General features: G+C 65.3%; 19 protein-coding genes and 1 tRNA gene. 4 read left to right on the top strand and 16 right to left on the bottom strand.

Annotation, left to right across the window (positions count from 1 at the left end):
* Positions 1 to 191 precede the first annotated feature (191 nt).
* From Q4G24_RS00480 to trpS, 10 genes are all read right to left on the bottom strand, one after another.
* Positions 192 to 268, bottom strand: a tRNA-Arg gene (locus tag Q4G24_RS00480).
* Between the two features lie 238 nt (positions 269 to 506).
* Complete coding sequence (locus Q4G24_RS00485) at positions 507 to 1,718, bottom strand: cysteine desulfurase (protein ID WP_303364529.1); 1,212 nt, start codon at positions 1,716 to 1,718, stop codon at positions 507 to 509.
* A complete protein-coding gene (locus Q4G24_RS00490) occupies positions 1,715 to 2,299 on the bottom strand; it encodes a Yip1 family protein (protein ID WP_303364530.1) in 585 nt (194 codons plus the stop codon). Before Q4G24_RS00490 ends, Q4G24_RS00485 begins: the two co-directional genes overlap by 4 nt.
* Entirely contained in the window at positions 2,296 to 2,832 is a 537-nt protein-coding gene (locus Q4G24_RS00495) for a hypothetical protein (protein WP_303364531.1), read from the bottom strand. The genes Q4G24_RS00490 and Q4G24_RS00495 overlap by 4 nt, the downstream gene beginning before the upstream one ends.
* Positions 2,802 to 4,139, bottom strand: a complete 1,338-nt coding sequence (locus tag Q4G24_RS00500; RefSeq protein WP_303364532.1) for a SufD family Fe-S cluster assembly protein — start codon at positions 4,137 to 4,139, stop codon at positions 2,802 to 2,804. Before Q4G24_RS00500 ends, Q4G24_RS00495 begins: the two co-directional genes overlap by 31 nt.
* Positions 4,139 to 4,894, bottom strand: a complete 756-nt coding sequence (gene sufC / locus Q4G24_RS00505) for a Fe-S cluster assembly ATPase SufC (RefSeq protein WP_303364533.1) — start codon at positions 4,892 to 4,894, stop codon at positions 4,139 to 4,141. Before sufC ends, Q4G24_RS00500 begins: the two co-directional genes overlap by 1 nt.
* Positions 4,895 to 4,918: 24 nt before the next feature.
* A complete protein-coding gene (sufB, locus tag Q4G24_RS00510; RefSeq protein ID WP_303364534.1) occupies positions 4,919 to 6,436 on the bottom strand; it encodes a Fe-S cluster assembly protein SufB in 1,518 nt (505 codons plus the stop codon).
* 25 nt (positions 6,437 to 6,461) lie between these two features.
* Entirely contained in the window at positions 6,462 to 7,508 is a 1,047-nt protein-coding gene (locus tag Q4G24_RS00515) for a cysteine desulfurase family protein (protein ID WP_303364535.1), read from the bottom strand.
* Positions 7,505 to 8,737: a bifunctional phosphopantothenoylcysteine decarboxylase/phosphopantothenate--cysteine ligase CoaBC gene (gene coaBC, locus Q4G24_RS00520; protein WP_303364536.1), complete on the bottom strand. Its 1,233-nt coding sequence runs from the start codon at positions 8,735 to 8,737 to the stop codon at positions 7,505 to 7,507. Before coaBC ends, Q4G24_RS00515 begins: the two co-directional genes overlap by 4 nt.
* A 297-nt stretch (positions 8,738 to 9,034) precedes the next feature.
* Positions 9,035 to 10,057 (bottom strand): tryptophan--tRNA ligase, encoded by a 1,023-nt coding sequence (gene trpS / locus Q4G24_RS00525; RefSeq protein ID WP_303364537.1) that lies wholly within the window; start codon positions 10,055 to 10,057, stop codon positions 9,035 to 9,037.
* Between the two features lie 74 nt (positions 10,058 to 10,131).
* Here trpS and Q4G24_RS00530 point away from each other — a divergent pair, with 74 nt between their 5' ends.
* Entirely contained in the window at positions 10,132 to 10,827 is a 696-nt protein-coding gene (locus tag Q4G24_RS00530; protein WP_303364538.1) for a rhomboid family intramembrane serine protease, read from the top strand.
* 3 nt (positions 10,828 to 10,830) lie between these two features.
* Here the strand turns inward: Q4G24_RS00530 and murJ are convergent, their stop codons facing one another.
* Genes murJ through Q4G24_RS00545 form a run of 3 tightly spaced genes read right to left on the bottom strand, consistent with a single transcriptional unit; the run spans position 10,831 to position 16,376 of the window.
* Positions 10,831 to 12,360 (bottom strand): murein biosynthesis integral membrane protein MurJ, encoded by a 1,530-nt coding sequence (gene murJ / locus Q4G24_RS00535; RefSeq protein ID WP_303364539.1) that lies wholly within the window; start codon positions 12,358 to 12,360, stop codon positions 10,831 to 10,833.
* A gap of 21 nt (positions 12,361 to 12,381) precedes the next feature.
* Entirely contained in the window at positions 12,382 to 15,120 is a 2,739-nt protein-coding gene (locus tag Q4G24_RS00540) for a [protein-PII] uridylyltransferase (RefSeq protein ID WP_303364540.1), read from the bottom strand.
* A 50-nt stretch (positions 15,121 to 15,170) separates the two neighbouring features.
* Positions 15,171 to 16,376, bottom strand: coding sequence for a penicillin-binding protein activator (locus tag Q4G24_RS00545; protein WP_303364541.1), 1,206 nt, complete (start codon positions 16,374 to 16,376; stop codon positions 15,171 to 15,173).
* Between the two features lie 107 nt (positions 16,377 to 16,483).
* Between Q4G24_RS00545 and rsmI the strand changes: the two genes are divergently transcribed.
* The 3 genes from rsmI (at position 16,484) to gshB (ending at position 18,804) form a co-directional block, all read left to right on the top strand.
* Positions 16,484 to 17,383, top strand: a complete 900-nt coding sequence (gene rsmI, locus Q4G24_RS00550) for a 16S rRNA (cytidine(1402)-2'-O)-methyltransferase (protein WP_303364542.1) — start codon at positions 16,484 to 16,486, stop codon at positions 17,381 to 17,383.
* Positions 17,380 to 17,790 (top strand): YraN family protein, encoded by a 411-nt coding sequence (locus Q4G24_RS00555; RefSeq protein WP_303364543.1) that lies wholly within the window; start codon positions 17,380 to 17,382, stop codon positions 17,788 to 17,790. The genes rsmI and Q4G24_RS00555 overlap by 4 nt, the downstream gene beginning before the upstream one ends.
* A gap of 66 nt (positions 17,791 to 17,856) precedes the next feature.
* On the top strand, positions 17,857 to 18,804 hold the full coding sequence (gene gshB, locus Q4G24_RS00560; protein ID WP_303364544.1) for a glutathione synthase: 948 nt from the start codon (positions 17,857 to 17,859) through the stop codon (positions 18,802 to 18,804).
* 108 nt (positions 18,805 to 18,912) lie between these two features.
* Here gshB and Q4G24_RS00565 read toward each other — a convergent pair whose 3' ends face one another.
* The 3 genes from Q4G24_RS00565 to Q4G24_RS00575 form a co-directional block, all read right to left on the bottom strand.
* Positions 18,913 to 20,427, bottom strand: a complete 1,515-nt coding sequence (locus Q4G24_RS00565) for a YifB family Mg chelatase-like AAA ATPase (RefSeq protein ID WP_303364545.1) — start codon at positions 20,425 to 20,427, stop codon at positions 18,913 to 18,915.
* A gap of 133 nt (positions 20,428 to 20,560) precedes the next feature.
* Positions 20,561 to 21,145 carry a d(CMP) kinase gene (locus Q4G24_RS00570; protein WP_303364546.1) on the bottom strand — a complete coding sequence of 195 codons (585 nt, stop codon included), beginning with the start codon at positions 21,143 to 21,145 and terminating at the stop codon, positions 20,561 to 20,563.
* A 1-nt stretch (position 21,146) separates the two neighbouring features.
* Positions 21,147 to 22,319 (bottom strand): FAD-binding oxidoreductase, encoded by a 1,173-nt coding sequence (locus Q4G24_RS00575; protein WP_303364547.1) that lies wholly within the window; start codon positions 22,317 to 22,319, stop codon positions 21,147 to 21,149.
* Positions 22,320 to 22,398 lie beyond the last annotated feature (79 nt).

Consider the following 22,398-nt stretch of genomic DNA (forward strand, 5'->3'; position numbering starts at 1 on the left):
CTAGTCAAACCCAATCCCAACAAGAATTTGGTACTTGGGACATGAGAAGGTGGGCTTACGATTTGTTTTTAAATAAATATTTTCGATATGCCGGTCCAATCCATCATTGGATGAACGGCAACCGCGCGGCAAACTCAGCAGCGCCGGGGCAACCTGACTAGCGAGCCCAAATCGTGGAATTTCGAGGTTGATGGCGCACCCATCAGGATTCGAACCTGAGGCCTTCGCCTTCGGAGGGCGACGCTCTATCCAGCTGAGCTATGGGTGCGCAGTAGAACCGTCAGGCCCTGACTGCTTACGCAGTGCTTACGCGACTTCTCCAGCCTTTAAATCGAAAAACGATCTGCTCGGCAAGAGCTTGGTATCACGTCTCTTTCTTAGTCCTCTTCATGACGGCATCCCCTTGACATCAGCCTTCGGAGGGCAACGCTCTATCCAGCTGAGCTACGGGTGCGTGGCCGTTCAGATAACAGCCACAGGGCGGTTTCGCAATGGTGAAACCGTCTTCAGGCAAACAGTTCGCGGCAAAAGGTCAGGCCGTCGATCAGCGCGTCCACCTCGGAGCGGGTATTATACATCGCGAATGACGCGCGGGCGGTGGCCGTCACGCCATAGAATTCCATCAGCGGCATCGCGCAATGGCTGCCGGCGCGCACGGCAATGCCGCGTTTGTCCAGAATCGTGGACAGATCATGCGCATGGGCGCCCTGCATCGTCAGGGAAAAGATCGCCCCCTTGTCGGGGGTATCGCCCTGCACCGACAGCCAGTTCAGCGCCCGCAGCCGGTCGCGGGCGTAATCGCGCAGGTCGCGTTCATGCGCGGCGATCCGGTCCATTCCGATGCCCATCATATATTCCAGCGCGGCCCCCAGACCGATCTGGTTCACGATGCCCGGCGTTCCGGCCTCGAATCGCAAGGGCGGGTCGGCATAATCCACCGCGTCGCGCGTCACGGTGCGAATCATGTCGCCGCCGCCCAGAAAGGGGCGCATCTCGGCCTGACGGGCGCGGCTGATCCACATCGCGCCCGACCCCGACGGCCCATACAGCTTGTGCCCGGTGATCGCATAGAAATCGACGCCCAGCGCGGCCACATCCACCGGCATATGCACCGCCGCCTGACTGCCGTCGGCCAGCACCGGCACATCGGTGCCCCGCGCGATCGCCGCCACATCGACCACGGTGCCGGTGACGTTCGACATATGCGTGACCGCGATCAGCCGGGTTTTCGGGCCGACCGCCGCCAGCACCTTTTCGGACGGCAGGCTGCCATCGGGTTCGGGTTCGACCCATTTCAGCACCACGCCCTGACGTTCGCGCAGGAAATGCCAGGGCACGATATTAGCGTGATGTTCCAGCACCGACAGCACGATCTCATCCCCCGCCTGCAAGCGCGGCGCGGCCCAGCCATAGGACACCAGATTGATGCCCTCGGTCGCACCCGAGGTCATGATGATCTCGTCCTCATGGGCGGCGTTCAAGAAACGGGCGATGATGCCGCGCACGCGCTCGTAATTTTCGGTCGCGAGGTTCGACAGGAAATGCAGCCCGCGGTGAACATTGGCGTATTCGCCCTGATAGGCGCGGGTGATGGCGTCGATCACCACCTGCGGCTTTTGCGCACTGGCGCCGTTGTCCAGATAGACCAGAGGCCGCCCGTTCACCTGCCGCGACAGAATCGGGAAACCGGCGCGGATATGTTCGATGTCATAGCTCATTCGGGAACCGGAAGAATACCAAGCGAGGACAGGAGCACGGCCATCACCATGCCCGCCGCCATGAAGGTCATAATCATGCCAAGCGCCACCTTGGCGGCGCTGTCGAATCCGTGCAGCGCCTTGGTGAACTGCACCATCAGCCAGACCAAGATCCCCGCCGCCACCAGCCACATCAACGAGGCGATCATCGGGAACAGCAGCATCAGCAGCACCTGCGCGGTCTGGATCACCAGCAGGACGAACTGGATCCAGGTCATCAGCAGCAGCGCATCGGGAAAGGTGCCGGTGCCGCCGAACGACCGCCCGACCCCGGCCATCAGCAACGCGGCCAGGCTGAGCACGGCAAACTGAGCCCCGGCCGCCATCAGCGGCTGCGCCACCGCGTCGTTCATGCCGGTATCCACCCGCACCGGGAACAGCATCGACGCGCCCCATGCCAGCAGCGCCGACAGGCTGACCACCAGCGCCAGCGCCATCCAGCGCGCCGCCATCGGCAGATGCAGCGACAGCAGCGCCTGCACCGCGCGGGCCGGGTCGCGAAAGCTCAGCAGCACAAGCGCCTGAAGATCGTCAAATCTCATTGTCCACGTCCACCAAGGGCGGAAAGACCTGCCCCCCAGATCACCACAAAGCCGATGCCCGCAATGGCATGGGCGATGCTCAGCGCCGGGCCGGGGCCGACAAAGCCCTGCACCAGCCCGGCCAGCAGCATCGCCGGCACCACCGCCAGCAAGGCCCAGAACAGCGCCAGCCGCGAATGGCGGCCCTCGACCGGGCGGGCGGTCAGCCGCGACAGCATCGCCACCAGCGCCGCCAGACCATAGGCCAGCAGCGGCATGATGAACATGACCCCCATCAAGGCCCCGCCCATCCGCGCCTCGAACGAAACCGACGGGTCCAGAAACGCATCGCGCGCCCGTGCGGGCGCCTGCGCGATCAGAAAAAACAGCAGCGCCACCATCAGCACGCCCAGCAGGGTGCGGTCGGGCATATCGGCAAGGCCCCGCACCACACGGCGCGGCGCCCACCAGCTTTGCACCACACGCGGCACGATGCCGCGCGGTGCCGGGGATGTGCTGGCTGTCACCGGGTGGCGGCGTGCTGCGTCAGCCACGCCTCCAGCCGGTCGCTGATCTGGCCGCGCAGGGTTTCGTCCTCGATCTCGTCCAGCGCATCGGCAAGGAAGGACAGCACCAGAAACACGATGGCCCGGTCACGCGGCACCCCGCGACTGCGCAGATAGAACATCGCGTCCTCATCCAGCGCGCCGGTGGTGGAACCGTGGCTGCATTTCACGTCATCGGCATAGATTTCCAGCTCCGGCTTGGCCAGAAACTGGCTGTCCTCATCCAGCAGCAGGGCCTGGCTGATCTGATAGCCGTCGGTTTTCTGCGCGCCGGGGCGCACCAGAATCTTGCCCTGAAACACGCCGCGCGCGCCGTTTTTCAGCACCTTCTTGAACACCTGACGGCTTTCGCAACGCTCGGCGGCATGGGTGATGAACACGGTGTCGTCGTGGTGGAAATCCCCCGTCGCGCCATCGCCAAGGGCGGCGCCCGCGATATGGGCCACCGCATCGTCGCCCTGAATGTCGATCACGCCTTCGTGCCGCATCAGATCGCCGTTGACCGACAGGGTAAAGCTTTTGAAGACAGCCTCGGCCGCGACGCGGGCGAACAGATGGCTGATGCCCAGCTTGAGCTGCGCCGCCAGTTTCGATGAGATCAGGTGCAGCCGCCCGGTTTCGGCCAGATCGGCCTCGATCACGCCATTGCTGCGCGCTCCGGTCTCGCCGGTTTCCAGCAGGGTCAGTTCGGCACCCGGTTCGACCCGCACCACATGATGCCACATCACATCCGCGCCGGGATCGCGGCGGCGGTGCAGGATGTGGATCGGGCGGGCCGGGCGGCCGGTCACGCGGATCAGCACGCCTTCGGTGGCGCAGGCGGTGTTCAGCGCCGCAAAGGGCCGCGCCACCGGCACCTGCCCGGCCTGCTCCAGCGTGCCGAACAGCCCCGCCGCCCAGTGACCGGCCTCATCCGCCACCGCCGACAACAGGTCGATCTGCACCCCGTCCAATGCCAAAGCATCCGATTCCGCCGCGTCAAAGACGCCATCGGTAAACACCAGCCGCAGCCGGTCCAGATCGGAAAACAGCGGCGCATCCGCCGCATCGCCCGCCACCGCCAGCGGCGCGGGCGTGGCCGCATTGAACCGCGCCGGGTCGGTATAGCGCCAGTATTCATCGCGCGGCCTGGGCAGACCCATGGCGCGCAGCCGCGTCAGCGCGTCGGCCCGCGCCGCAGCGGCAAAGCCGCCCGCCGCAGGCACCAGCCCGGCCAGCCGGTCGCCCGCCCCGCCGCCCTGTTGCCCCTGCACGGCGGGCGTAACCTCGGCCGTCTTGACAGAGACCCCGGCCATTACCGCGCCTCCGCCAGCAGGTCGGCGTAACCGTTGCGTTCCACCTCAAGCGCCAGTTCGGGACCGCCGGTTTTCACGATCCGGCCATCGGCCATGATATGCACGACATCGGGTTTGATGTGATCCAGCAGGCGCTGATAATGGGTGATGACCAGAAACGCGCGATCGGGCGAACGCAGCGCGTTCACGCCATCAGACACCAGCCGCATCGCATCGACATCAAGCCCGGAATCCGTTTCATCCATGATGCACATGCGCGGTTCCAGCATGGCCATCTGCAAGATTTCGTTGCGCTTTTTCTCGCCGCCGGAAAAGCCGACATTGACCGGGCGCTTCAGCATATCCGCGTCGATCTGCAAATCCTTCGCCTTGGCGCGGACGACCTTCAGAAACTCGCCCGCCGACAGTTCATCCTGCCCCCGCGCCTTGCGCTGCGCGTTCACGGCGGTGCGCAGAAAGGTCATATTGCCGACACCGGGGATTTCGACCGGATATTGAAACGCCAGAAACAGCCCGGCGGCGGCGCGTTCTTCGGGTTCCATCTCCAGCAGATCGTCGCCATCCAGCGAGGCAGACCCCTGCGTCACCTCGTAACCATCGCGGCCCGACAGCACATAAGACAGCGTGGATTTGCCCGACCCGTTCGGCCCCATGATGGCGTGAACCTGACCGGCAGGCACCGTCAGCGACAGACCCTTCAGGATCTGCTTGTCCTCATCTTCCAGTTTGACGTGCAGGTTTTCGATTTTCAGCATCTTCTTATTCCTATCGGGCGGCGCTCAGCCGACGCTTCCTTCCAGCGAGATGGCCACCAGAGACTGGGCCTCCATCGCAAATTCCATCGGCAGAGCCTGCAACACCTCGCGGCAGAACCCGTTGACGACCAGCGCCACGGCCTCTTCCTCGTCCATGCCGCGCTGGCGGCAATAGAACAGCTGGTCGTCATCGACCTTGCTGGTGGTGGCTTCGTGTTCCACGCGGCTGCTGGTGTTTTTCACTTCGATATAGGGCACGGTATGCGCGCCGCATTTATCGCCGATCAGCAGACTGTCGCATTGGGTATAGTTGCGGCTGTTTTTCGCGCGCGGGTGCATCGTCACCAGCCCGCGATAGGTGTTCTGCGCCTGCCCCGCCGAAATCCCCTTGGACACGATCCGCGACCGGGTGTTCTTGCCCAGATGGATCATCTTGGTGCCGGTATCGGCCTGCTGGTGATTGTTGGCGATGGCGATGGAATAGAACTCGCCGCTGCTGTCGTCACCGCGCAGGATGCAGGACGGGTATTTCCACGTGATCGCGCTGCCGGTTTCGACCTGAGTCCACATCACCTTGGCCCGCGCCTCGCGGCAATCGGCGCGTTTGGTGACAAAGTTATAGACGCCGCCCTTGCCATCCTCGTCGCCGGGGAACCAGTTCTGGACGGTGGAATATTTCACCTCGGCATCTTCGAGGATGACGATTTCCACCACCGCCGCGTGCAACTGATTGGTGTCGCGTTTCGGCGCGGTGCAACCTTCCAGATAGCTGACATAAGCGCCCTTGTCGCAGATAATCAGCGTCCGTTCGAACTGGCCGGTGTTTTCGGCATTGATGCGGAAATAGGTGGACAGCTCCATCGGGCAGCGCACGCCGGGCGGGACATAGACGAACGACCCGTCACTGAACACCGCGCTGTTCAGCGTGGCGAAAAAATTGTCCGACTGCGGCACGACCGAGCCGAGGTATTTCTGCACCAGTTCGGGATGCTTGCGGATCGCCTCGGAAATCGAACAGAAAATCACCCCGGCTTTGGCCAGTTCTTCCTTGAAGGTGGTGCCGACCGAAACCGAATCGAACACCGCATCCACGGCAACCTTGCGACCTTCGGCGGGCGCAGCCCCGGCCCCCTCGACGCCGGCCAGAATCATCTGCTCCTTCAGCGGAATGCCCAGCTTTTCATAGGTGGCCAGCAGTTTCGGGTCCACCTCGTCCAGCGATTTCGGCTTGACCTCCATCGACTTGGGGCGGGCATAGTAATACTGATCCTGATAGTCGATTTCAGGATAGTTCAGCATCGCCCATGTCGGCTCGGTCATCGTGACCCAGCGGCGGAACGCGGCCAGACGCCATTCCAGCATCCACTCCGGTTCCTCGTTCTTGGCCGAGATCAGACGAACGATATCCTCGTTGATGCCCTTGGGGGCATATTCCATCTCGATCTCGGTATCCCAGCCGTATTTATAGCTGCCCATATTGGCAACGGTTTCGACCGTTTCACGGTCAACGCCCTCGCGCACATCCAGATCGGTATCAGCCATCGTATCGTTTCCTTTCGGCGGGCTGTTACCCCCGGCCATTCCTGTCGCGCCAGCGTGAATACGCTTTTTCCCAGGCATCGGCAAATCGGTTCACCTGATCTGCACCCAAAGCCGGACTTATCGAAACGCGGATCGCCGATTGGGCCGCCTGATCGTCAAACCCCATCGCCTGCAAGCTGCCGCTGGCGCGCACCTTGCCCGATGAACAGGCCGACCCGGCCGACACCGCAAACCCCGCAAGATCCATCTGCATGACCTGCGTTTCGCCCTTCCACCCCGATGTAAGAAGACAGGACGTGTTCGGCAAGCGGGGACTGCCCTTGCCCGCCACGATCAGACCCGGCGCGGCAGCGGCCAGCCGGTCCTCCAGCGCGTCGCGCAGGGCGGCCACCCGATCCCAGACACCATCGGCCAGATCGCGCTGCGCCGCCTCGGCGGCGGCGGCGAATCCCATGATGCCGATCAGGTTTTCGGTGCCGGCACGGCGACCCTGTTCCTGCCCGCCGCCGCGCAAGATCGCCGGCAGGTCGGTGCCCTTGCGCAGGATCAGCGCGCCCACGCCCCTTGGCCCGCCCAGCTTGTGCGCGCTGACGAATCCGCAGGTGACGCCCAGCCAGTTGAACGCCATCGGGATCTTGCCGAAAGCCTGCGTCAGATCGCTGGCCCACAACCCGTCGGGCAGCGCCTGAATCACCCCGGTTTCATTGCTGGCCAGTTGCAGGGTCGATCGCGCCGGATCATCCACCGCCACCCGGCCATCGCGGTCCACCGGCAGGCGCGGATCGCACCAGACCTTGACCGCCGAATGCTCGACCGGGGCGCAGGCGATGCCGCGCCCGGCCAGCGCCATCGCCGCCGCCTCGGTGGTGCCGGATGTGAACACCACATCCGCCCCCTCGGCCCCCAGCGCCGCCGCCAGCCGTTCCCGCGCACCCTCCAGCGCCATCTTGGCCGCCCGCCCCTCGGCATGAACCGAGGACGGATTCCCCGCCACATCCATCGCCGCGATCATCGCCGCCCGCGCCTCGTCGCGCACCGGCGTGGTGGCGTTCCAGTCCAGATACACCCTCATGCCAAAGCCTCGGCGATGCGGCTGGCCAGAATGCGGGCCACGGCGTCCTTGCCCATGCGCGGCCATTCCTCGGCCTCGTCGGCGGAAATCAGCGTCACGGTGTTTTCCGTCCCGCCCATGATGCCGGTGGCCGGGCTGACATCATTGGCCACGATCCAGTCACAACCCTTGCGCAGCCGCTTGGCGGCGGCATGGGCGACCACATCATGCGTTTCCGCGGCAAAGCCCACGACCAGCCGCGGACGCCCCGCCTGCAACTGGCTGATCCACGCCAGAATATCGGGGTTTTCGGTGAACTCCAGCACCGGCAAACTGCCCGAGCCGTCCTTCTTGATCTTTTGCCCGCTGGCATTGACCACGCGCCAATCGGCCACCGCCGCCGCCATCACCGCCGCATCGGCCGGCAAAGCCGCCTCGACCGCCTCGCGCATCTGCACCGCCGTCTGCACGCGGATCACCTCGACCCCCTCGGGCAAAGGCACATCGGCAGGGCCAGTCACGAAACTGACCCGCGCCCCCAGATCACGCAGCGCCACCGCAATCGCCGTGCCCTGCGCCCCGCTGGACCGATTGGCGATATAGCGCACCGGATCAATCGGCTCATGCGTAGGGCCAGAGGTCACGATGACATGCCGCCCGGTCAAAGGCCCGGCCACAACCTTGGCTTCAGGCAACAGCTTCAGCGGACCATCGCCCAGATGATCGCGGATCGCCTGAACGATCGCCTCAGGCTCGGCCATGCGGCCGGTGCCGAACTCGCCACAGGCCATCTCGCCATCGTCCGGGCCAACCATCAGCACGCCATCGCGGCGCAGGGTCGCCAGATTGCGCTGCGTCGCCGGATGATGCCACATGCGCACATTCATCGCAGGCGCAATCAGCACCGGCTTGTCCGTGGCCAGCAACAGGGTCGAGGCCAGATCATCCGCCGCCCCAACCGCCATCTTGGCCATCAGATCGGCGGTCGCCGGGGCAACCACCACCAGATCGGCATTGCGCGACAGCTGGATATGCCCGATCTCGGCCTCGCGGCTGGCATCGAACAGATCGGTCTGACACACCTCGCCCGCCAAGACCGTCAGCGTCATCGGCGTGACGAATTCCGCCCCCGCCCGCGTCAGCACCGGGCTGACCGCCACACCCGCCTTGCGCAGCAGCCGGATCAGCGCCGGCACCTTGGCCGCCGCAATGCCGCCGCCCACAATCAAAAGCACACGCCGCCCGTTCATCACCGCCTCCGCTTGCCTGCCCGACAGATAGCCATCCCCACGCGCCGGGGCAAGAAAAGCCACCGCCCCGGATGACACGCCCCGGCTTCCTGTTTGCCCAAATACGCAACTTGGGGCACAACAGCGCCCCCTGAACCACCCGCGCCCCCCGGCAGCATTTCCGGTGCACAGCCTGTGTATCGCCTGTGTACAGCCTGTGCACAGGTTGTGCAGCCCAAACCCCGGCAATTGCTGGCCGTATCGGGGCCGCGTTGCGTAACCACGGCACGCAACGCCCGCCCCCGTTGCAGGGCAACCCTAGCGGCGCGAGCGGATCATCCCGATGATCTCTTTCGTCTGCTCGACGATGGGCCGGGCAATCGCCTCGGCCCGCTCGGCACCCTCGCCCAGAATGCGGTCGATCTCGGCCGGGTCGGCTTTCAGCTCCGCCATCTTCGCGGTGATCGGCGCCAGCACCGAAACCGCCACGTCAGCCAGCGCAGGCTTGAAGGCACCAAAGCCCTGCCCCTCGAACCGGGCCAGAACCTGATCCGCCGTCTCGCCCGACAGCGCGGCATAGATATTGACCAGATTGCGCGCCTCGGGCCGGTCTTGCAGCCCCTCGGCGCTGCCGGGCAGCGGATCGGCATCGGTGCGGGCCTTGCGGATCTTCTGCGCGATGGTGTCGGCATCATCGGTCAGATTGATGCGGCTGGCATCCGAAGGATCGGATTTCGACATCTTCTTCGACCCGTCACGCAGCGACATGACGCGGGTGGCCACACCCTCGATCAGGGGCTTGGTTATCGGAAAGAAATCAACGCCATAGTCATGGTTGAACTTGGTGGCGATGTCGCGGGTCAGCTCCAGATGCTGCTTCTGATCCTCGCCCACGGGCACCTCGGTCGCGTGATAGACCAGAATATCCGCCGCCATCAGCGCCGGATAGGCCAGCAACCCCAGCGAAGCGTTTTCGCTGTTCTTGCCCGCCTTGTCCTTGAACTGGGTCATCCGATACATCCAGCCGACCCGCGCCACCGTGTTGAAAAGCCACGCCATTTCGGCATGGGCGGGCACCTGGCTCTGATTGAACAGGATCGACTGCGCCGGATCGACACCCGCCGCCATAAAGGCCGCCGCCGCCTCGCGCGTTTGCTGACGCAGCGCCTGCGGATCTTGCCAGACGGTGATCGCGTGCAGATCGACGACGCAATAGATCGTTTCCGGCCCGCTGCCCTGATATTCGGCAAAGCGTTTCAGCGCGCCCAGATAATTGCCCAGTGTCAACCCGCCCGAGGGCTGGATGCCGGAAAAGATGCGGGGGGTGTGGGTCGCGCTCATGTCAGCCTGCCTTGGAATTACCGTGCCGCTGGCTTATCCGCTGCACAAGGACTGCGCAACCAAAGGACAGCAGGATGCGGCACGAAATGAATCAATCGCCAATCAACCCGCTGCCGCTGGTGGTCTGGGCGCTGGCCCTGCCGATGATCGCGGCAGAGCTGGTGTTCGGGCTGGCCAGTGCCGGTCTGCTGGGCGGATCGGGCGGCATCGGAATGCGCAACAGCGCCATCCAGCAAACCGCCTTTATCCCCGAACTGTTCCAGCGCATGTGGGCCGTGGGCGCAGTGGACGGCAATGTTTACCGGCTGTTCAGCTATCCCTTCGTGCATGTCTCGCCGGTCCATGCGCTGTTCGTGACCGTGTTCACGCTGGCGCTTGGCAATATGATCGCGGCGCAGTTCCGGCCCTCGGCGCTGATCGCGCTGTTCTTTGGGTCGGGCGCGGTGGCGGCGCTGATCTATACCGGCTTTTCAATGGCATGGCCCGGCCGGGTCGAGCCGCTGATCGGCGGCTATCCCGCCGTTTACGGGCTGGTCGGGGCCTTTACCTTTCTGATCTGGACGCGGCTGGCCGAAACCGGCGGCAACCGGCTGCGCGCCTTCAGCCTGATCGGAATGCTGCTGCTGTTCCAGCTTGTCTTTGGCGTGCTGTTCGGTGCCGGCACAAGCTGGATCGCCGAGATCACCGGATTTTTCGTCGGGTTTGCCCTGTCGTTTCTGCTGATCCATGGCGGCCTGGCCCGCGCCATGGCGCTGATCCGGCAGCGGTAACGATCAGCGCCGCCGCACCGCCATGCGCAGATCGGCCAGCCGATAGGCGCCGGTGACAAAGGCCAGCGTGAAATAGAGCGCCGCCCCGCCAAACACCAGCACCGCAAGGCCGGGGATACGGCCCACGCCCTGCGCTTCCAGCCAGCCGCGCATCAGCCACAGCGCCACCGCCATCAGGCCCGAGGCCAGCCCGATGCGCGGCACCGTGCGCGTCAGCCGCGCATCATATTGCGCCGCCTGCCCCATGGCACGCGTCCCCCACCACAGTTGCGCCACCATGACCCATGCCGCAATCGTGGTGCCCAATGCAGCGGCCAGAAACCCGGCCAGCGGGATCAGCCCAAAGGCCGCAACCGCATTCACCACCATCGACATCAGCGCAAAGCGGAACGGCGTGCGCGTATCCTCGCGCGCGAAATACAGCGGTTGCAGGATCTTTTGCAGCACAAAGGCCGGCAGCCCCAGCGCATAGACAACCAGCGCCCGCGCGGTCTGGGTGGTGTCATGGGCGGTGAACTCGCCCCGCTCGAACAGGGTGCGGACCATGGGTTCGGCGATCACGGCAATGGCAAAGGCGGCGGGCAGCGTCAGGAACAGGCCGAATTCCGTGGCGCGCGAATAGGCATGCTGGCCGCCCGCGTCATCGCCCGCGCGCAACCGCCGCGCCAGCTCCGGCAACAGCACCACCGCCACCGCCGCACCGACCACACCCAGCGGCAACTGATACAGCCGGTCGGAATAGGCCAGCCAGGCGATCGCGCCGTCGAACAGGCTGCCGACCTGACGGCCCACCAGCAGGTTGATCTGCACCACTCCGCCCGCAAAGGCCGCAGGCAGCGCCACCGCGATCAGGCGGCGCATGTCGGGCGTCATCCGCGGCCTGCGCGGCACGAAACGCCAGCCGATGCGCCGCGCCGCCCACCACACCAGCCCAAGCTGCGCCAGCCCGGTCAGCGGCGTGGCCCATGCCAGCGTCAGCCCCATATCCCAGCCCTGCCAGTGACCCAGCAACATTCCGGCGATGAACAGCAGGTTCAACATCACCGGCGCCGCCGCAGCCGCCGTAAACCGGCCATGCGCGTTCAGCACACCCGAAATCATCGAGGCCAGCGAGATCAGCAGGATATAGGGAAAGGTGATCCGGCCATATTCCACAGCCAGATCAAACCGTTCGCTGCCCCAAAACCCCGCCGCCATCGCCATGACCAGCAGCGGCATCAGGATCATCGCGACAGCCGAAATCACCGCGACGACAAAGAACAGCCCTGAAAACGCGTCGCGGGCGAATGTCTGCGGGTCTTCACTCGATTCCAGCTTTTTGGCGAACAGCGGCACAAAGGCGGTGTTGAACGCCCCTTCGGCAAAAAAGCGGCGGAACATGTTGGGCAGCGAAAAGGCCACCAGAAACGCCTGCGCCACCGGGCCGGTGCCCAGCCATGCCGCCATCAGAATATCGCGCACGAAACCCGAAACCCGCGACACGAAGGTCCAGAGTCCCACCGACAGGAAACCGCGGATCAGGCCCTTGCTCATCTTATGCTCCGAAAGGGTGGGTCACTGTTCGGCCCGCTTTGCGCCGTCGGTCATGGCCTGACGCAGCTTGCGTTCCAGCATCTCGCGCTTGGGGGCGCTGTGCAGTTTCAGCCCGAACATGTCCTTGACGTAGAAACTGTCCACCACCTGCGCGCCAAAGGTGGCGATCACCGCGCTGACGATCTGGATATGGTTCGCGGCCAGAGTGCGGGTCAGATCGAACAGCAGGCCGGGGCGGTCGCGGGTGTCCACCTCGATGATGGTATAGATGTCGCTGCCCTCGTTGTCGAAGGTGATATGGGTCGGAAAGCGGAACTCGCGTTCGCGCTTTTTCACCTTGTCGCGGCTGGCGAACACGTCGCGGGCGACGATTTCCCCTTTCAGCGTGCGGTCAATCGTCTGGCGCAGGCGCGGCAGGCGTTCCTCGGCAAAGGGGCGGCCCTCGGTGTCCTGCACCCAGAACACGGCGGTCGCAAAGCCGTCCTTGGTGGTATAGGTGCGCGCATCGACGATATTCGCCCCCATCAGCGACAAGGCCCCGCACAGGCGCGAAAAGATGCCCGGATGGTCGGCCAGCACAAAGGCCGCGCGGGTGGCATCGCGATCATGGTCGGGGTGCAGGTCGATGCGGATCTCATCGCCGCCGATCCCTTGCAGCAGCCCGGCGAACACCGCCTGCGTTTCGGTCGGCAGCCCCGGCCAATAGCTGTCGTAATGCCGCCCCAGTTCGGCGCGGATGGCCCTGGGTTCCCAGCCTTTGGCGATCAGCAGGTGGCGCAGGGCGCGCTTGGCCTCGTTCTGGCGCTTGTCGCGGTTCAGCTCCTCCAGCCCGCTTTCCAGCGCGATGACGGTCTGCTGATGCAGGCGGCGCAGCAGGTCGGCCTTCCAGTTGTTCCATGTGCCCGGCCCGACGCCGCGAATATCGCAGACCGTCAGCACCAGCAGCAGATCCAGCCGCCGCCGGGTTTTCACCACCTTGGCAAAATCGCGCAGCGTGCGCGGGTCGGCGATGTCGCGTTTCTGCGCCACATCCGACATCAGCAGATGGTTGCGCACCAGCCATTCGACGGTTTCCACCTCTTCGGCGCTTAACCCCAGACGGGTGACGATGCGGCGGGCGATCCGGGCACCGATGATCGAGTGATCCTCGGGGCGGCCCTTGCCGATGTCATGCAGCAGAACCGCCAGATACAGCACACGCCGGTTCACACCCGCCCGCATGATGTCAGAGGACAGCGGCAGATCGTCGGGATGTTCGCCGCGCTCGATCTCGGCCAGAGCGGCGACGCATTGGATCAGATGCTCATCGACGGTAAAGTGATGATACATGTTGAACTGCATCATCGCCACGACCGGCTCGAATTCGGGGATAAAGGCGGCCAGAACCCCCAGTTCGTTCATCCGGCGCAGCGCGCGTTCGGGATTGCCGTGTTTCAGCAGCAGGTCGATAAAGATATGCGCCGCCTCGGGCGTGTTGCGCACCTGATCGTCGATCAGGTCCAGCCGCGCCGCCACCGCGCGCATGGCGTCGGGGTGGATCAGCAGGCCGGTGCGCAATGCCTCCTGGAACAGGCGCAGGATATTGACCGGATCGTTAAAGAACGATGCCTCATCGGCGATGGTCAGCCGCCCCATATCGTCGCTGAACCCATCGTGCAGCTTGCGCCGGCGGCGGAACAGCCGGCCCAGAAACGGAGCCTTGCGGACATGGCGCGATTCCAGCCCGGTCAGGAACACGCGGGTCAGCTCGCCGACCTTGGTGGCCTGGCGGAAATAATCCTGCATGAAATGTTCCACGCCGCGCCGCCCGCCTGCGTCGTGATAGCCCATGCGCCGCGCCACCTCGACCTGCATATCGAAGGACAGCACATCCACCGCCCGCCCGGCGATCAGATGCAGATGACAGCGCACGGCCCACAGGAAATCCTCGGCCTGCCAGAATGCGCTGTGTTCGTCGCGGGTGAAAAAGCCAAGGTCCACCAGTTCGACGGCACGATCCACGCGGTGGATGTATTTGGCGATCCAATACAGCGTTTGCAGGTCGCGCAGCCCGCCCTTGCCCTCTTTGACATTGGGTTCCAGCACATAACGCTGGCCGCCCTGACGGCCGTGGCGGTCCTTGCGCTCGTTCAGCTTGGCTTCGACGAATTCGGGGATGGTATTGGCGAACAGATCCGCCCACAGCCGGTCGCGCAGATCCTCGGCCAGGGGGGCAAAGCCCGTGACCAGCCGGTGTTCCAGCAGGGCGGTGCGGATGGTCATATCGGCCTGCCCCAGCCGCAGGCAGTCATCCACGGTGCGGATCGAATGGCCGACCTTCAGCTTCATGTCCCACAGCATGTAAAGCATGGATTCCACCACGCTTTCGGCCCAGCCGGTCACCTTGTAGGGGGTCAGCAGCAGCAGGTCGATGTCCGAGGACGGGGCCATCTCGGCCCGGCCATAGCCGCCGACCGCCAGCACCGCCAGCCGTTCGGCATCCGAGGGGTTGGGCTGCGGATGCAGATGCTGCGTGGCAACGTGATGCACCGCGGTGACGATGCCATCGGTCATGCTGGCGATGGCGCGCACGGTTTCCCGCGCCGCGCGGGGGTGTGTCTCGAAGCCCGCCGTAATATCCGCCATCGCATCGGCGCGCATCCGGGTCAGGAACCCGACCGTTGCGGCACGCAGCGCGCGCGGGTCGGTCAGGTCAGCCAGATGCGCGTCCAGCCGGGGCAGCAACTCCTCGGGCGAGAACAGAGAATGCGCGCCGGGCAATGCCGGCGCGCTTTGCACAAGATCGTTTCGCTGCACCGGATCGGGCAAGATCAGGAGCCCGAGCGCCCAAAGCCGCGCGGTGCCGGTTCAAGGATCACCACCTGACCGCCCCGGATCGTCGCCACCGCCAGCGCGCGCCGGTTGCTGCCATCGGGCAGCAGGCGGAACACGCCGTTGACGCCGCTGAACCCGGCGCTGCTGGTCAGGCCGCGCGTGGTCAGCGCATCGCGACGCCCGGCGCGGGCCAGTGCCGCAATCGCCGACACGCCGTCATAGGCCAGACTGCCCAAGGCATGCGGGTTTTCACCATGCGCGGCGCGATAGCGGTTGTTGAACTGCCCCGACAGCGAGGTATCGGGGATCGCAAACCAGCCGTTTTCCAGCGCGGGCAGGCGCAGGCGCGAGGCGGGTTCGTCCCAGCGGGTCAGGCCCATGAACTGCGTCACCTGCCCGGTAACACCGGCGGCGGCCAGCTTTTCGGTCAGATAGGGCAGCACCGCCTGATTGTTGGCGGTCATGAACACGGCATCCACCCGGCCCGATTGCACGGCCTGCGCGATCTGCGGTGTCACGCCCTCGATCCCCTGCTGCGACACCGGATGCGTCACCCGCCCGGCCAGCGTTGCGCCATTGCGGGCCACCGCGCGTTCGATGGCATGGGCACCGACGCGCCCGGCCACGTCGTTTTCGGCAACCATCAGCACCCGGCGCTTGTTCTGGCGCACGCCATAGCCGACCAGCCGGTCGGCCACATTGGCAAAGGTATTGCCCAGCACAAAGACGTTGCCACCCGCGATGTCGGCATTGTTGGAAAAGCTCAGCACATTCACATCGCGGCCCTGCATCGCATTGCCGACCGCATTGGCGGATTCGGCAAACAGCGGGCCGATGATGACCTTGGCCCCGGCATCCACGGCCTCGTTCGCGCGGGCGACGGCAGTGGCGGGATTGTCGCCATTGGTTTCATAGACCCGCAGGTCGATGATGGCGCCCTGCGCATCGCTGGCCGCCAGCCGGGCCGAGTTGGTCAGGCTGCGCGACAGCCAGTTCAGATCGGCATTGCCCGACCCGCCCGGCACCAGCAGGGCAACCGGCACCGGCTGGCGCGGGTCGATCATCTGGCCGGTAGAGGGGCCGGTCAGCGCCCCTGCCCCCGGCTCGCAGGCCGCAAGGACAAAGGCTGAAAGCACGGCGGCACCGCGCAGAACGATCCCGCGCAGGCGTGACGCGGCGCGGTGGGGGGCAATGGCTGTCATCGCGCTGATTTCCCTGTATGTCGGTGACTTGGAATTGGGTGTTACCCGATGCAACCTATTGCGATACGCCCGCCAAGGCAACGCGCCTATAAAACAGGACACCCGCCATGAGCGACGATCTCAGCCCCGCCGCCACGCCGCTGAGCGCACGAATCGAGGCCCCCCGGCTGGAACCGGGGCTTTATCTGGTCTCGACCCCCATTGGTGCTGCGCGCGACATCACCCTGCGGGCGCTGGACGTGCTGAACAGCGCCGATCTGCTGGCCGCCGAAGATACGCGCGTGCTGCGCCATCTGATGGACATCCACGGCGTACCGCTGCGCGGGCGGCGGATTGTCGCCTATCACGACCACAACGCCGACCGGCAGCGCCCGGCGATCCTGTCCGCGCTGGCCGAAGGTCTGTCGGTCGCCTATGCCTCGGACGCGGGAACGCCGCTGGTGGCCGATCCGGGCTATCGCCTTGGCCGCGACGCGACCGGGGCCGGACACCGCGTCCACGCCGTCCCCGGCGCATCCGCAGCACTGGCGGCGCTGACCGTATCGGCGCTGCCATCAGACCGCTTTCTGTTCGCGGGCTTCCCCCCCACCGCCAAAGGTGCCCGCCGCGACTGGCTGTCCAGATGGGCGGGCGTCGATGCCACCATCATCCTGTTCGAAAGCCCGAGGCGCGTTAAGGAAACATTGGGAATTTTGTGCGAATCTGAACCGGATCGGGTTATGGTGATTTGCAGGGAACTGACCAAGAAATTCGAACAGGTGATGCATGGCACCGTCACGGAACTGGTGCAAATGATCCCCGACGAAGGGTTGCGCGGGGAAATCGTGCTGGTGCTGGACCGGCCTGCCCCGGTGATCGCGGGCGATGATGACATACAGGCCGCCCTGCTGGCGCGTCTGGACCGGATGTCGGTCAAGGACGCCGCCCGCGAGGTGGCCGAAGAACTGAATATGCCGCGGCGCGATGTCTATCAGATCGCGCTGTCGATCGAAAGGAATGGGGAATGACGATTCATCTGCGCGACGTTCACGGCACCGGCCCGGCGGCCACACGGTCGCGGCGCGGTGCCCTGGCCTGCCTGTCCGGTGCCATGGCCGAAGACAGCGTTGCCGCCCGTTATCAGGCGGCAGGGGCCGATCTGCTGGCACGCCGCTGGCGGGGGCGTGCGGGTGAAATCGACCTGATCGTGCAGCAGGATGACTGCGTGATCTTTGTCGAGGTCAAGAAATCGCGCACTCACGAACTGGCTGCCCTGCGTCTGGACCGCCGCCAGATGGATCGCATCTGCGGCGCTGCACTGGAATATTGTGGCACGCTGCCCTTGGGTTCGCTGACCGAAATGCGGTTTGACGTGGCGCTGGTCGATGAAACCGGGCGCATCGACGTGATCGAAAACGCCTTTGGCGAGAACTGATGCCAAGGGGTGACTTGCATCGGGCGTCGCCCCGCGCGACAACCGCCCCAAACCCCGGAGGATGGTATGAGCCTTTACGTCGCCCTGCAAATGGACCCGGTCGAGCATGTCTCGATCCACGCGGACAGCACCTTCCGCATCGGGCTTGAGGCACAGGAACGCGGGCACCGGTTGTTTCAATATACCGTCGACCGGCTGATCTACGATCAGGGCCGCGTTCTGGCGCAGGGCCGCCCCGTCACCTTGCAGCGCGAACAGGGCAATCACGCCCTTTTCGGCGATTGGGCCGAGGTGGATCTGACCGAATTCGATGTGGTCTGGCTGCGGCAAGACCCGCCCTTTGACATGGCCTATGTCACCTCGACCCATCTGCTGGACCGGGTGCGCGAACAGGTGCTGGTGGTGAACGATCCGTTCTGGGTCCGCAACTGCCCCGAAAAGCTGATGGTGCTGGATTTCCCCGACCTGACACCCCCCACCATGATCGCCCGCGACCCCGCCGCCATCCGCCGGTTCCGCGACCGCCACGGCGACATCATCGTAAAGCCGCTTTACGGTAATGGCGGTGCCGGGGTGTTTCACCTGCGCCCCGAAGACCCGAACCTTGCCGCGCTGCTGGAAACCTTTGCCGGCATCAACCGCGAGCCGATGATCGCCCAGAAATACCTGCCCGCCGTGGTCAAGGGCGACAAGCGGATCATCCTTGTCGATGGCGAACCCGTAGGCGCCATCAACCGCGTGCCGCAAAAGGGCGAGGCGCGGTCGAACATGCATGTCGGCGGCCGCGCCGAAAAGGTCGGCCTGACCGAACGCGAACGCGAAATCTGCGCCCGCATCGGCCCGGTGCTGCGCGAAAAGGGGCTGATCTTCACCGGCATCGACGTGATCGACGGCTGGCTGACCGAAATCAACGTCACCTCGCCCACCGGCTTGCAGGAACTGGAACGATTCGACGGCACCAATGCTTCGGCGCTGATCTGGCAGGCAATCGAACGCCGCCTTGCCGCAGCCTGAACCCGACACAATCGCCGCCGGAAACAGCCACAGCCCCGGCGGCACACACCAACCCTGCCCACAGATAACGGGCATCGCGAACCGGCGGCCAAAACCGCCATCGCGCAATCAGCCCCCCGCCACAAAGGGCAAGCGATAGCTGATCGCCTCGGCCAGATGGTTGACACGCACCGCCTCGGACCCGTCCAGATCGGCAATCGTGCGCGCCGCCCGCAGGATGCGGTGATAGCCGCGCGCCGTCAGCCCCAGCTTTTCCGATGCCTTCACGATCAGATCGCGCCCCTGCTGATCGGGCTGCGCGATCTCGTCCAGAATGGCGCTGCCCGCTTCGGCATTGGTGCGGATGCGCGGATCGCCCGCGAATCGCCGCGCCTGCACCGCACGCGCCGCCGCCACCCGTTCGGCCACCATGGCCGAGGTCTCGCCGCCCGAGGGCAGCTCCAGATCCAGAAAACTGACCGCGGGCACCTCGATGCGCAGATCGAAGCGATCCATCAGCGGCCCCGAAATGCGCCCCAGATAATCCCCCCCGCAAACCGGCGCCCGGTTACAGGCCCGCGCCGCATCGGCCAGATAGCCGCAACGACAAGGGTTCGCCGCCGCCACCAGCAGAAACCGGCAAGGATAGCGGATATGCGCATTGGCCCGCGCCACCACCACCTCGCCGGTCTCGATCGGCTGGCGCAGCGTTTCCAGCACCGGACGGGCGAATTCGGGAAATTCATCCAGAAACAACACGCCATTATGCGCCAGGCTGATCTCGCCCGGCTTTGCCCCGCGCCCGCCACCGACAATCGCCGCCATCGAGGCAGTATGATGCGGCTCGCGCAGAGGCGGACGGCGCGAGATCCCGCCCTCCTCCAGCACCCCCGCCAGCGAATGGATCATCGAGGTTTCCAACGCCCCGGCAGGGTCCAACGGCGGCAACAACCCCGGCAAACAGGCCGCCAGCATGGATTTCCCGGCACCCGGCGGCCCGACCATCAGCAGATGATGGCGACCTGCGGCGGCGATTTCCAACGCGCGCTTGGCCCGCTCCTGCCCTTTGACATGCGACAGACAGGTGCCGACGGGACGATCCGCGATCACTCCCGGCTGCGCGCGCGCCAGGGGGCTGCGGTCGGTCAGATGATCCACCGCCTCGCGCAGCGTCACCGGCGCCAGAACCGGAACCGATCCGACCCATGCCGCTTCGGCCCCACAGGGGCGGGGGCAGATCAGCGCCCGGTCATCCTCGGCGGCGGCCATGGCGGCGGGCAAGGCCCCGGCAACCGCCACCAGCCGCCCGTCCAGCGCCAACTCGCCCAAACAGACACAGCGCGCCAGCTCATCCGCCGGAATAACCTCAAGCGCCGCCAGAACCGCCAGGGCAATCGGCAAATCGAAATGCGACCCTTCCTTGGGCAGATCGGCAGGCGACAGATTCACCGTCACCCGCTTGTTCGGCAGCGCCACCGACAGCGCACCAAAAGCGGCGCGAACCCGCTCGCGCGCTTCGCTGACGGCCTTGTCGGGCAGGCCGACAATGGCAAAACCGGGCATCCCCGGTGCGACCGAACACTGAACCTCGACCAGACGCGCCTCGACCCCTTCGAAGGCGACGGAATAGGCGATGGCAACCATCCGCAAATCCTTTTTACGGTAATGGTTAACGCAACCCGGCTTAAAGAAAGGTTAACAACCCCGGCCCAAACCCGTCTTTCGTTGATAAATATCCCGCGGGGGTGCGGGGGCGCGAAGCCCCCGCTGCAACCGCTCAACCCAAAGCGGCCCTGACGATCCGCACCGCCTCGGCCACGGCGGCGTCAATATCCATCGCAGTGGTGTCCAGCACCAACGCATCTGCCGCCGGCTTCAGCGGCGCGGCGGCGCGGCCCGCGTCGCGGGCGTCGCGTTCGCGCAATTCGGCCAGCATCCGGTCCACATCCGCACCCAGTTCCGCCGCACGCCGCGCCGCGCGCACACGGTCGTCAGCCACCACATACAGCTTGACCGCCGCATCAGGGCAAATCACCGTGCCGATGTCGCGCCCGTCCAGCACCGCCCCCGGTTCCTGCGCGGCAAAGCGGCGCTGGAAATCGGTCAGCGCCCCGCGCACCTCGGCAATGGCGGCCACGCGGCTGGCGGCCTGACCCGCCGCCGCAGACCGCAGATCACCGCGCGCCAGATCATCGGCGCTCAGCCCCTGCGCCGCCGCAACCGGATCACCGCCCTTGGCCCCGACGGCGCGATACAGCAGCCCGGTATCCAGATGATGAAACCCGAAATGGGCGGCAAGAGCGCGGGCGATGGTGCCCTTGCCCGATGCGGCAGGCCCGTCGATGGCGATGGTGAACGGCATGTCAGACGATATGAGCTTCGGCGAATGGTTGGCGGTCGATCACCCTTTGCACCCCAAGCGGCGAAAGGTCCAGCGTCTGCCAGTCGCCATGCAGGATCTGTTCGGCAATCCCGCGCCCGACCGCCGGGGCCTGCTGAAGCCCGTGCCCGGAAAAGCCATTGGCGTGATACAGGTTCGGCACCAGCGGATTACGCCCCAAAATCGCGTTCTGATCCAGTGTGTTATAGGCATAATGCCCCACCCACCAGCGCACCACCCTGGCTGCGGCAAAGCCCTCGGCGCGGTGATACAGCGCGGGCCAGACCTCATCTTCGAACAGATCATGGCGCGGCTCGAAATCATCGGGGTCGCATGGCCCGTCATCGGCGGGAACGGTCGCCGCGATCCAGCAGCCGTGTTCCGGCCGGGCATAGATGCCCGAATGGTCGATGAACAGCGGCGCATCGGGGTGCCGTGCATCGGGGGCATCGACAACGAAAACCGTGCGCTTGCGCGGCTCGACCGGCAAACGCAGCGGCAGCCCATCCATCAGCGCATCGCAGCGGGTGCCGGCGGCATTGACGAAATGGCTGGCCTCGAACCGTTGACCATCTTCCAGCATCGCCGCCGTAACCCGATCGCCGTCGGCTTCAAACCGCACCACCCGCCCGGTGACGAAGCGCGCCCCCGCCGCCCGCGCCGCATTCCGCAGCCCCGACAGCAGGCCCATATTGTCGAACCAGCCCTCGTCACGGGGGCCGAAACTGGCCGCCACCACATCATCGCTGTTCATCCACGGATAGCGCCGGGCCAGCGTGGCGGCATCCCAGACCTCGGTCCCGGCCCCAAGGCCGCGCTGCATCTCGGCCAGTTCAGCCAACTGCGCCGCACCCGCATCAGTTCCGGTCAGAAACAGATAGCCGTTTTCGCGCAGCCCCAGATCGGGCACCCCACCCGCAGGCCCGGTGTTCCCGACAAAATCGCGGATGAAATCAATGCCAAAGCGGCTGATCTGCACATTCACCGGATTGGTGAACTGCGACCGGATCGAGGCCACCGACAGCGCGGTCGAACTGAACTGATAGCTGGGGTCGGGTTCCACCACCACCACCCGCAGGCCCGGCGACATCCGCGTTAACCAATAGGCGCAAGAGGCACCCATCACCGCCCCGCCCGCGATCAGAACATCCGCCATGCCGCACCTCCTGAAGATCGGTCATAGCAAGCCGATTCCGCCGCCGGGCGCAAGCGTCCGCACATAACAAAAACGCCGG

It is taken from the genome of Paracoccus sp. (in: a-proteobacteria) (assembly GCF_030538695.1).
Classification (GTDB): Bacteria; Pseudomonadota; Alphaproteobacteria; order Rhodobacterales; family Rhodobacteraceae; genus Paracoccus.

What these genes read in the sequence shown, in the direction of transcription:
- Q4G24_RS00485 (WP_303364529.1), bottom strand. Translation starts at nt 1,718, where the DNA reads ATGAGCTATGACATCGAACATATCCGCGCCGGTTTCCCGATTCTGTCG.
- Q4G24_RS00490 (WP_303364530.1), bottom strand. Translation starts at nt 2,299, where the DNA reads ATGAGATTTGACGATCTTCAGGCGCTTGTGCTGCTGAGCTTTCGCGAC.
- Q4G24_RS00500 (WP_303364532.1), bottom strand. Translation starts at nt 4,139, where the DNA reads ATGGCCGGGGTCTCTGTCAAGACGGCCGAGGTTACGCCCGCCGTGCAG.
- sufC (WP_303364533.1), bottom strand. Translation starts at nt 4,894, where the DNA reads ATGCTGAAAATCGAAAACCTGCACGTCAAACTGGAAGATGAGGACAAG.
- sufB (WP_303364534.1), bottom strand. Translation starts at nt 6,436, where the DNA reads ATGGCTGATACCGATCTGGATGTGCGCGAGGGCGTTGACCGTGAAACG.
- Q4G24_RS00515 (WP_303364535.1), bottom strand. Translation starts at nt 7,508, where the DNA reads ATGAGGGTGTATCTGGACTGGAACGCCACCACGCCGGTGCGCGACGAG.
- coaBC (WP_303364536.1), bottom strand. Translation starts at nt 8,737, where the DNA reads ATGAACGGGCGGCGTGTGCTTTTGATTGTGGGCGGCGGCATTGCGGCG.
- trpS (WP_303364537.1), bottom strand. Translation starts at nt 10,057, where the DNA reads ATGAGCGCGACCCACACCCCCCGCATCTTTTCCGGCATCCAGCCCTCG.
- Q4G24_RS00530 (WP_303364538.1), top strand. Translation starts at nt 10,132, where the DNA reads ATGCGGCACGAAATGAATCAATCGCCAATCAACCCGCTGCCGCTGGTG.
- murJ (WP_303364539.1), bottom strand. Translation starts at nt 12,360, where the DNA reads ATGAGCAAGGGCCTGATCCGCGGTTTCCTGTCGGTGGGACTCTGGACC.
- Q4G24_RS00545 (WP_303364541.1), bottom strand. Translation starts at nt 16,376, where the DNA reads ATGACAGCCATTGCCCCCCACCGCGCCGCGTCACGCCTGCGCGGGATC.
- rsmI (WP_303364542.1), top strand. Translation starts at nt 16,484, where the DNA reads ATGAGCGACGATCTCAGCCCCGCCGCCACGCCGCTGAGCGCACGAATC.
- Q4G24_RS00555 (WP_303364543.1), top strand. Translation starts at nt 17,380, where the DNA reads ATGACGATTCATCTGCGCGACGTTCACGGCACCGGCCCGGCGGCCACA.
- gshB (WP_303364544.1), top strand. Translation starts at nt 17,857, where the DNA reads ATGAGCCTTTACGTCGCCCTGCAAATGGACCCGGTCGAGCATGTCTCG.
- Q4G24_RS00565 (WP_303364545.1), bottom strand. Translation starts at nt 20,427, where the DNA reads ATGGTTGCCATCGCCTATTCCGTCGCCTTCGAAGGGGTCGAGGCGCGT.
- Q4G24_RS00570 (WP_303364546.1), bottom strand. Translation starts at nt 21,145, where the DNA reads ATGCCGTTCACCATCGCCATCGACGGGCCTGCCGCATCGGGCAAGGGC.
- Q4G24_RS00575 (WP_303364547.1), bottom strand. Translation starts at nt 22,319, where the DNA reads ATGGCGGATGTTCTGATCGCGGGCGGGGCGGTGATGGGTGCCTCTTGC.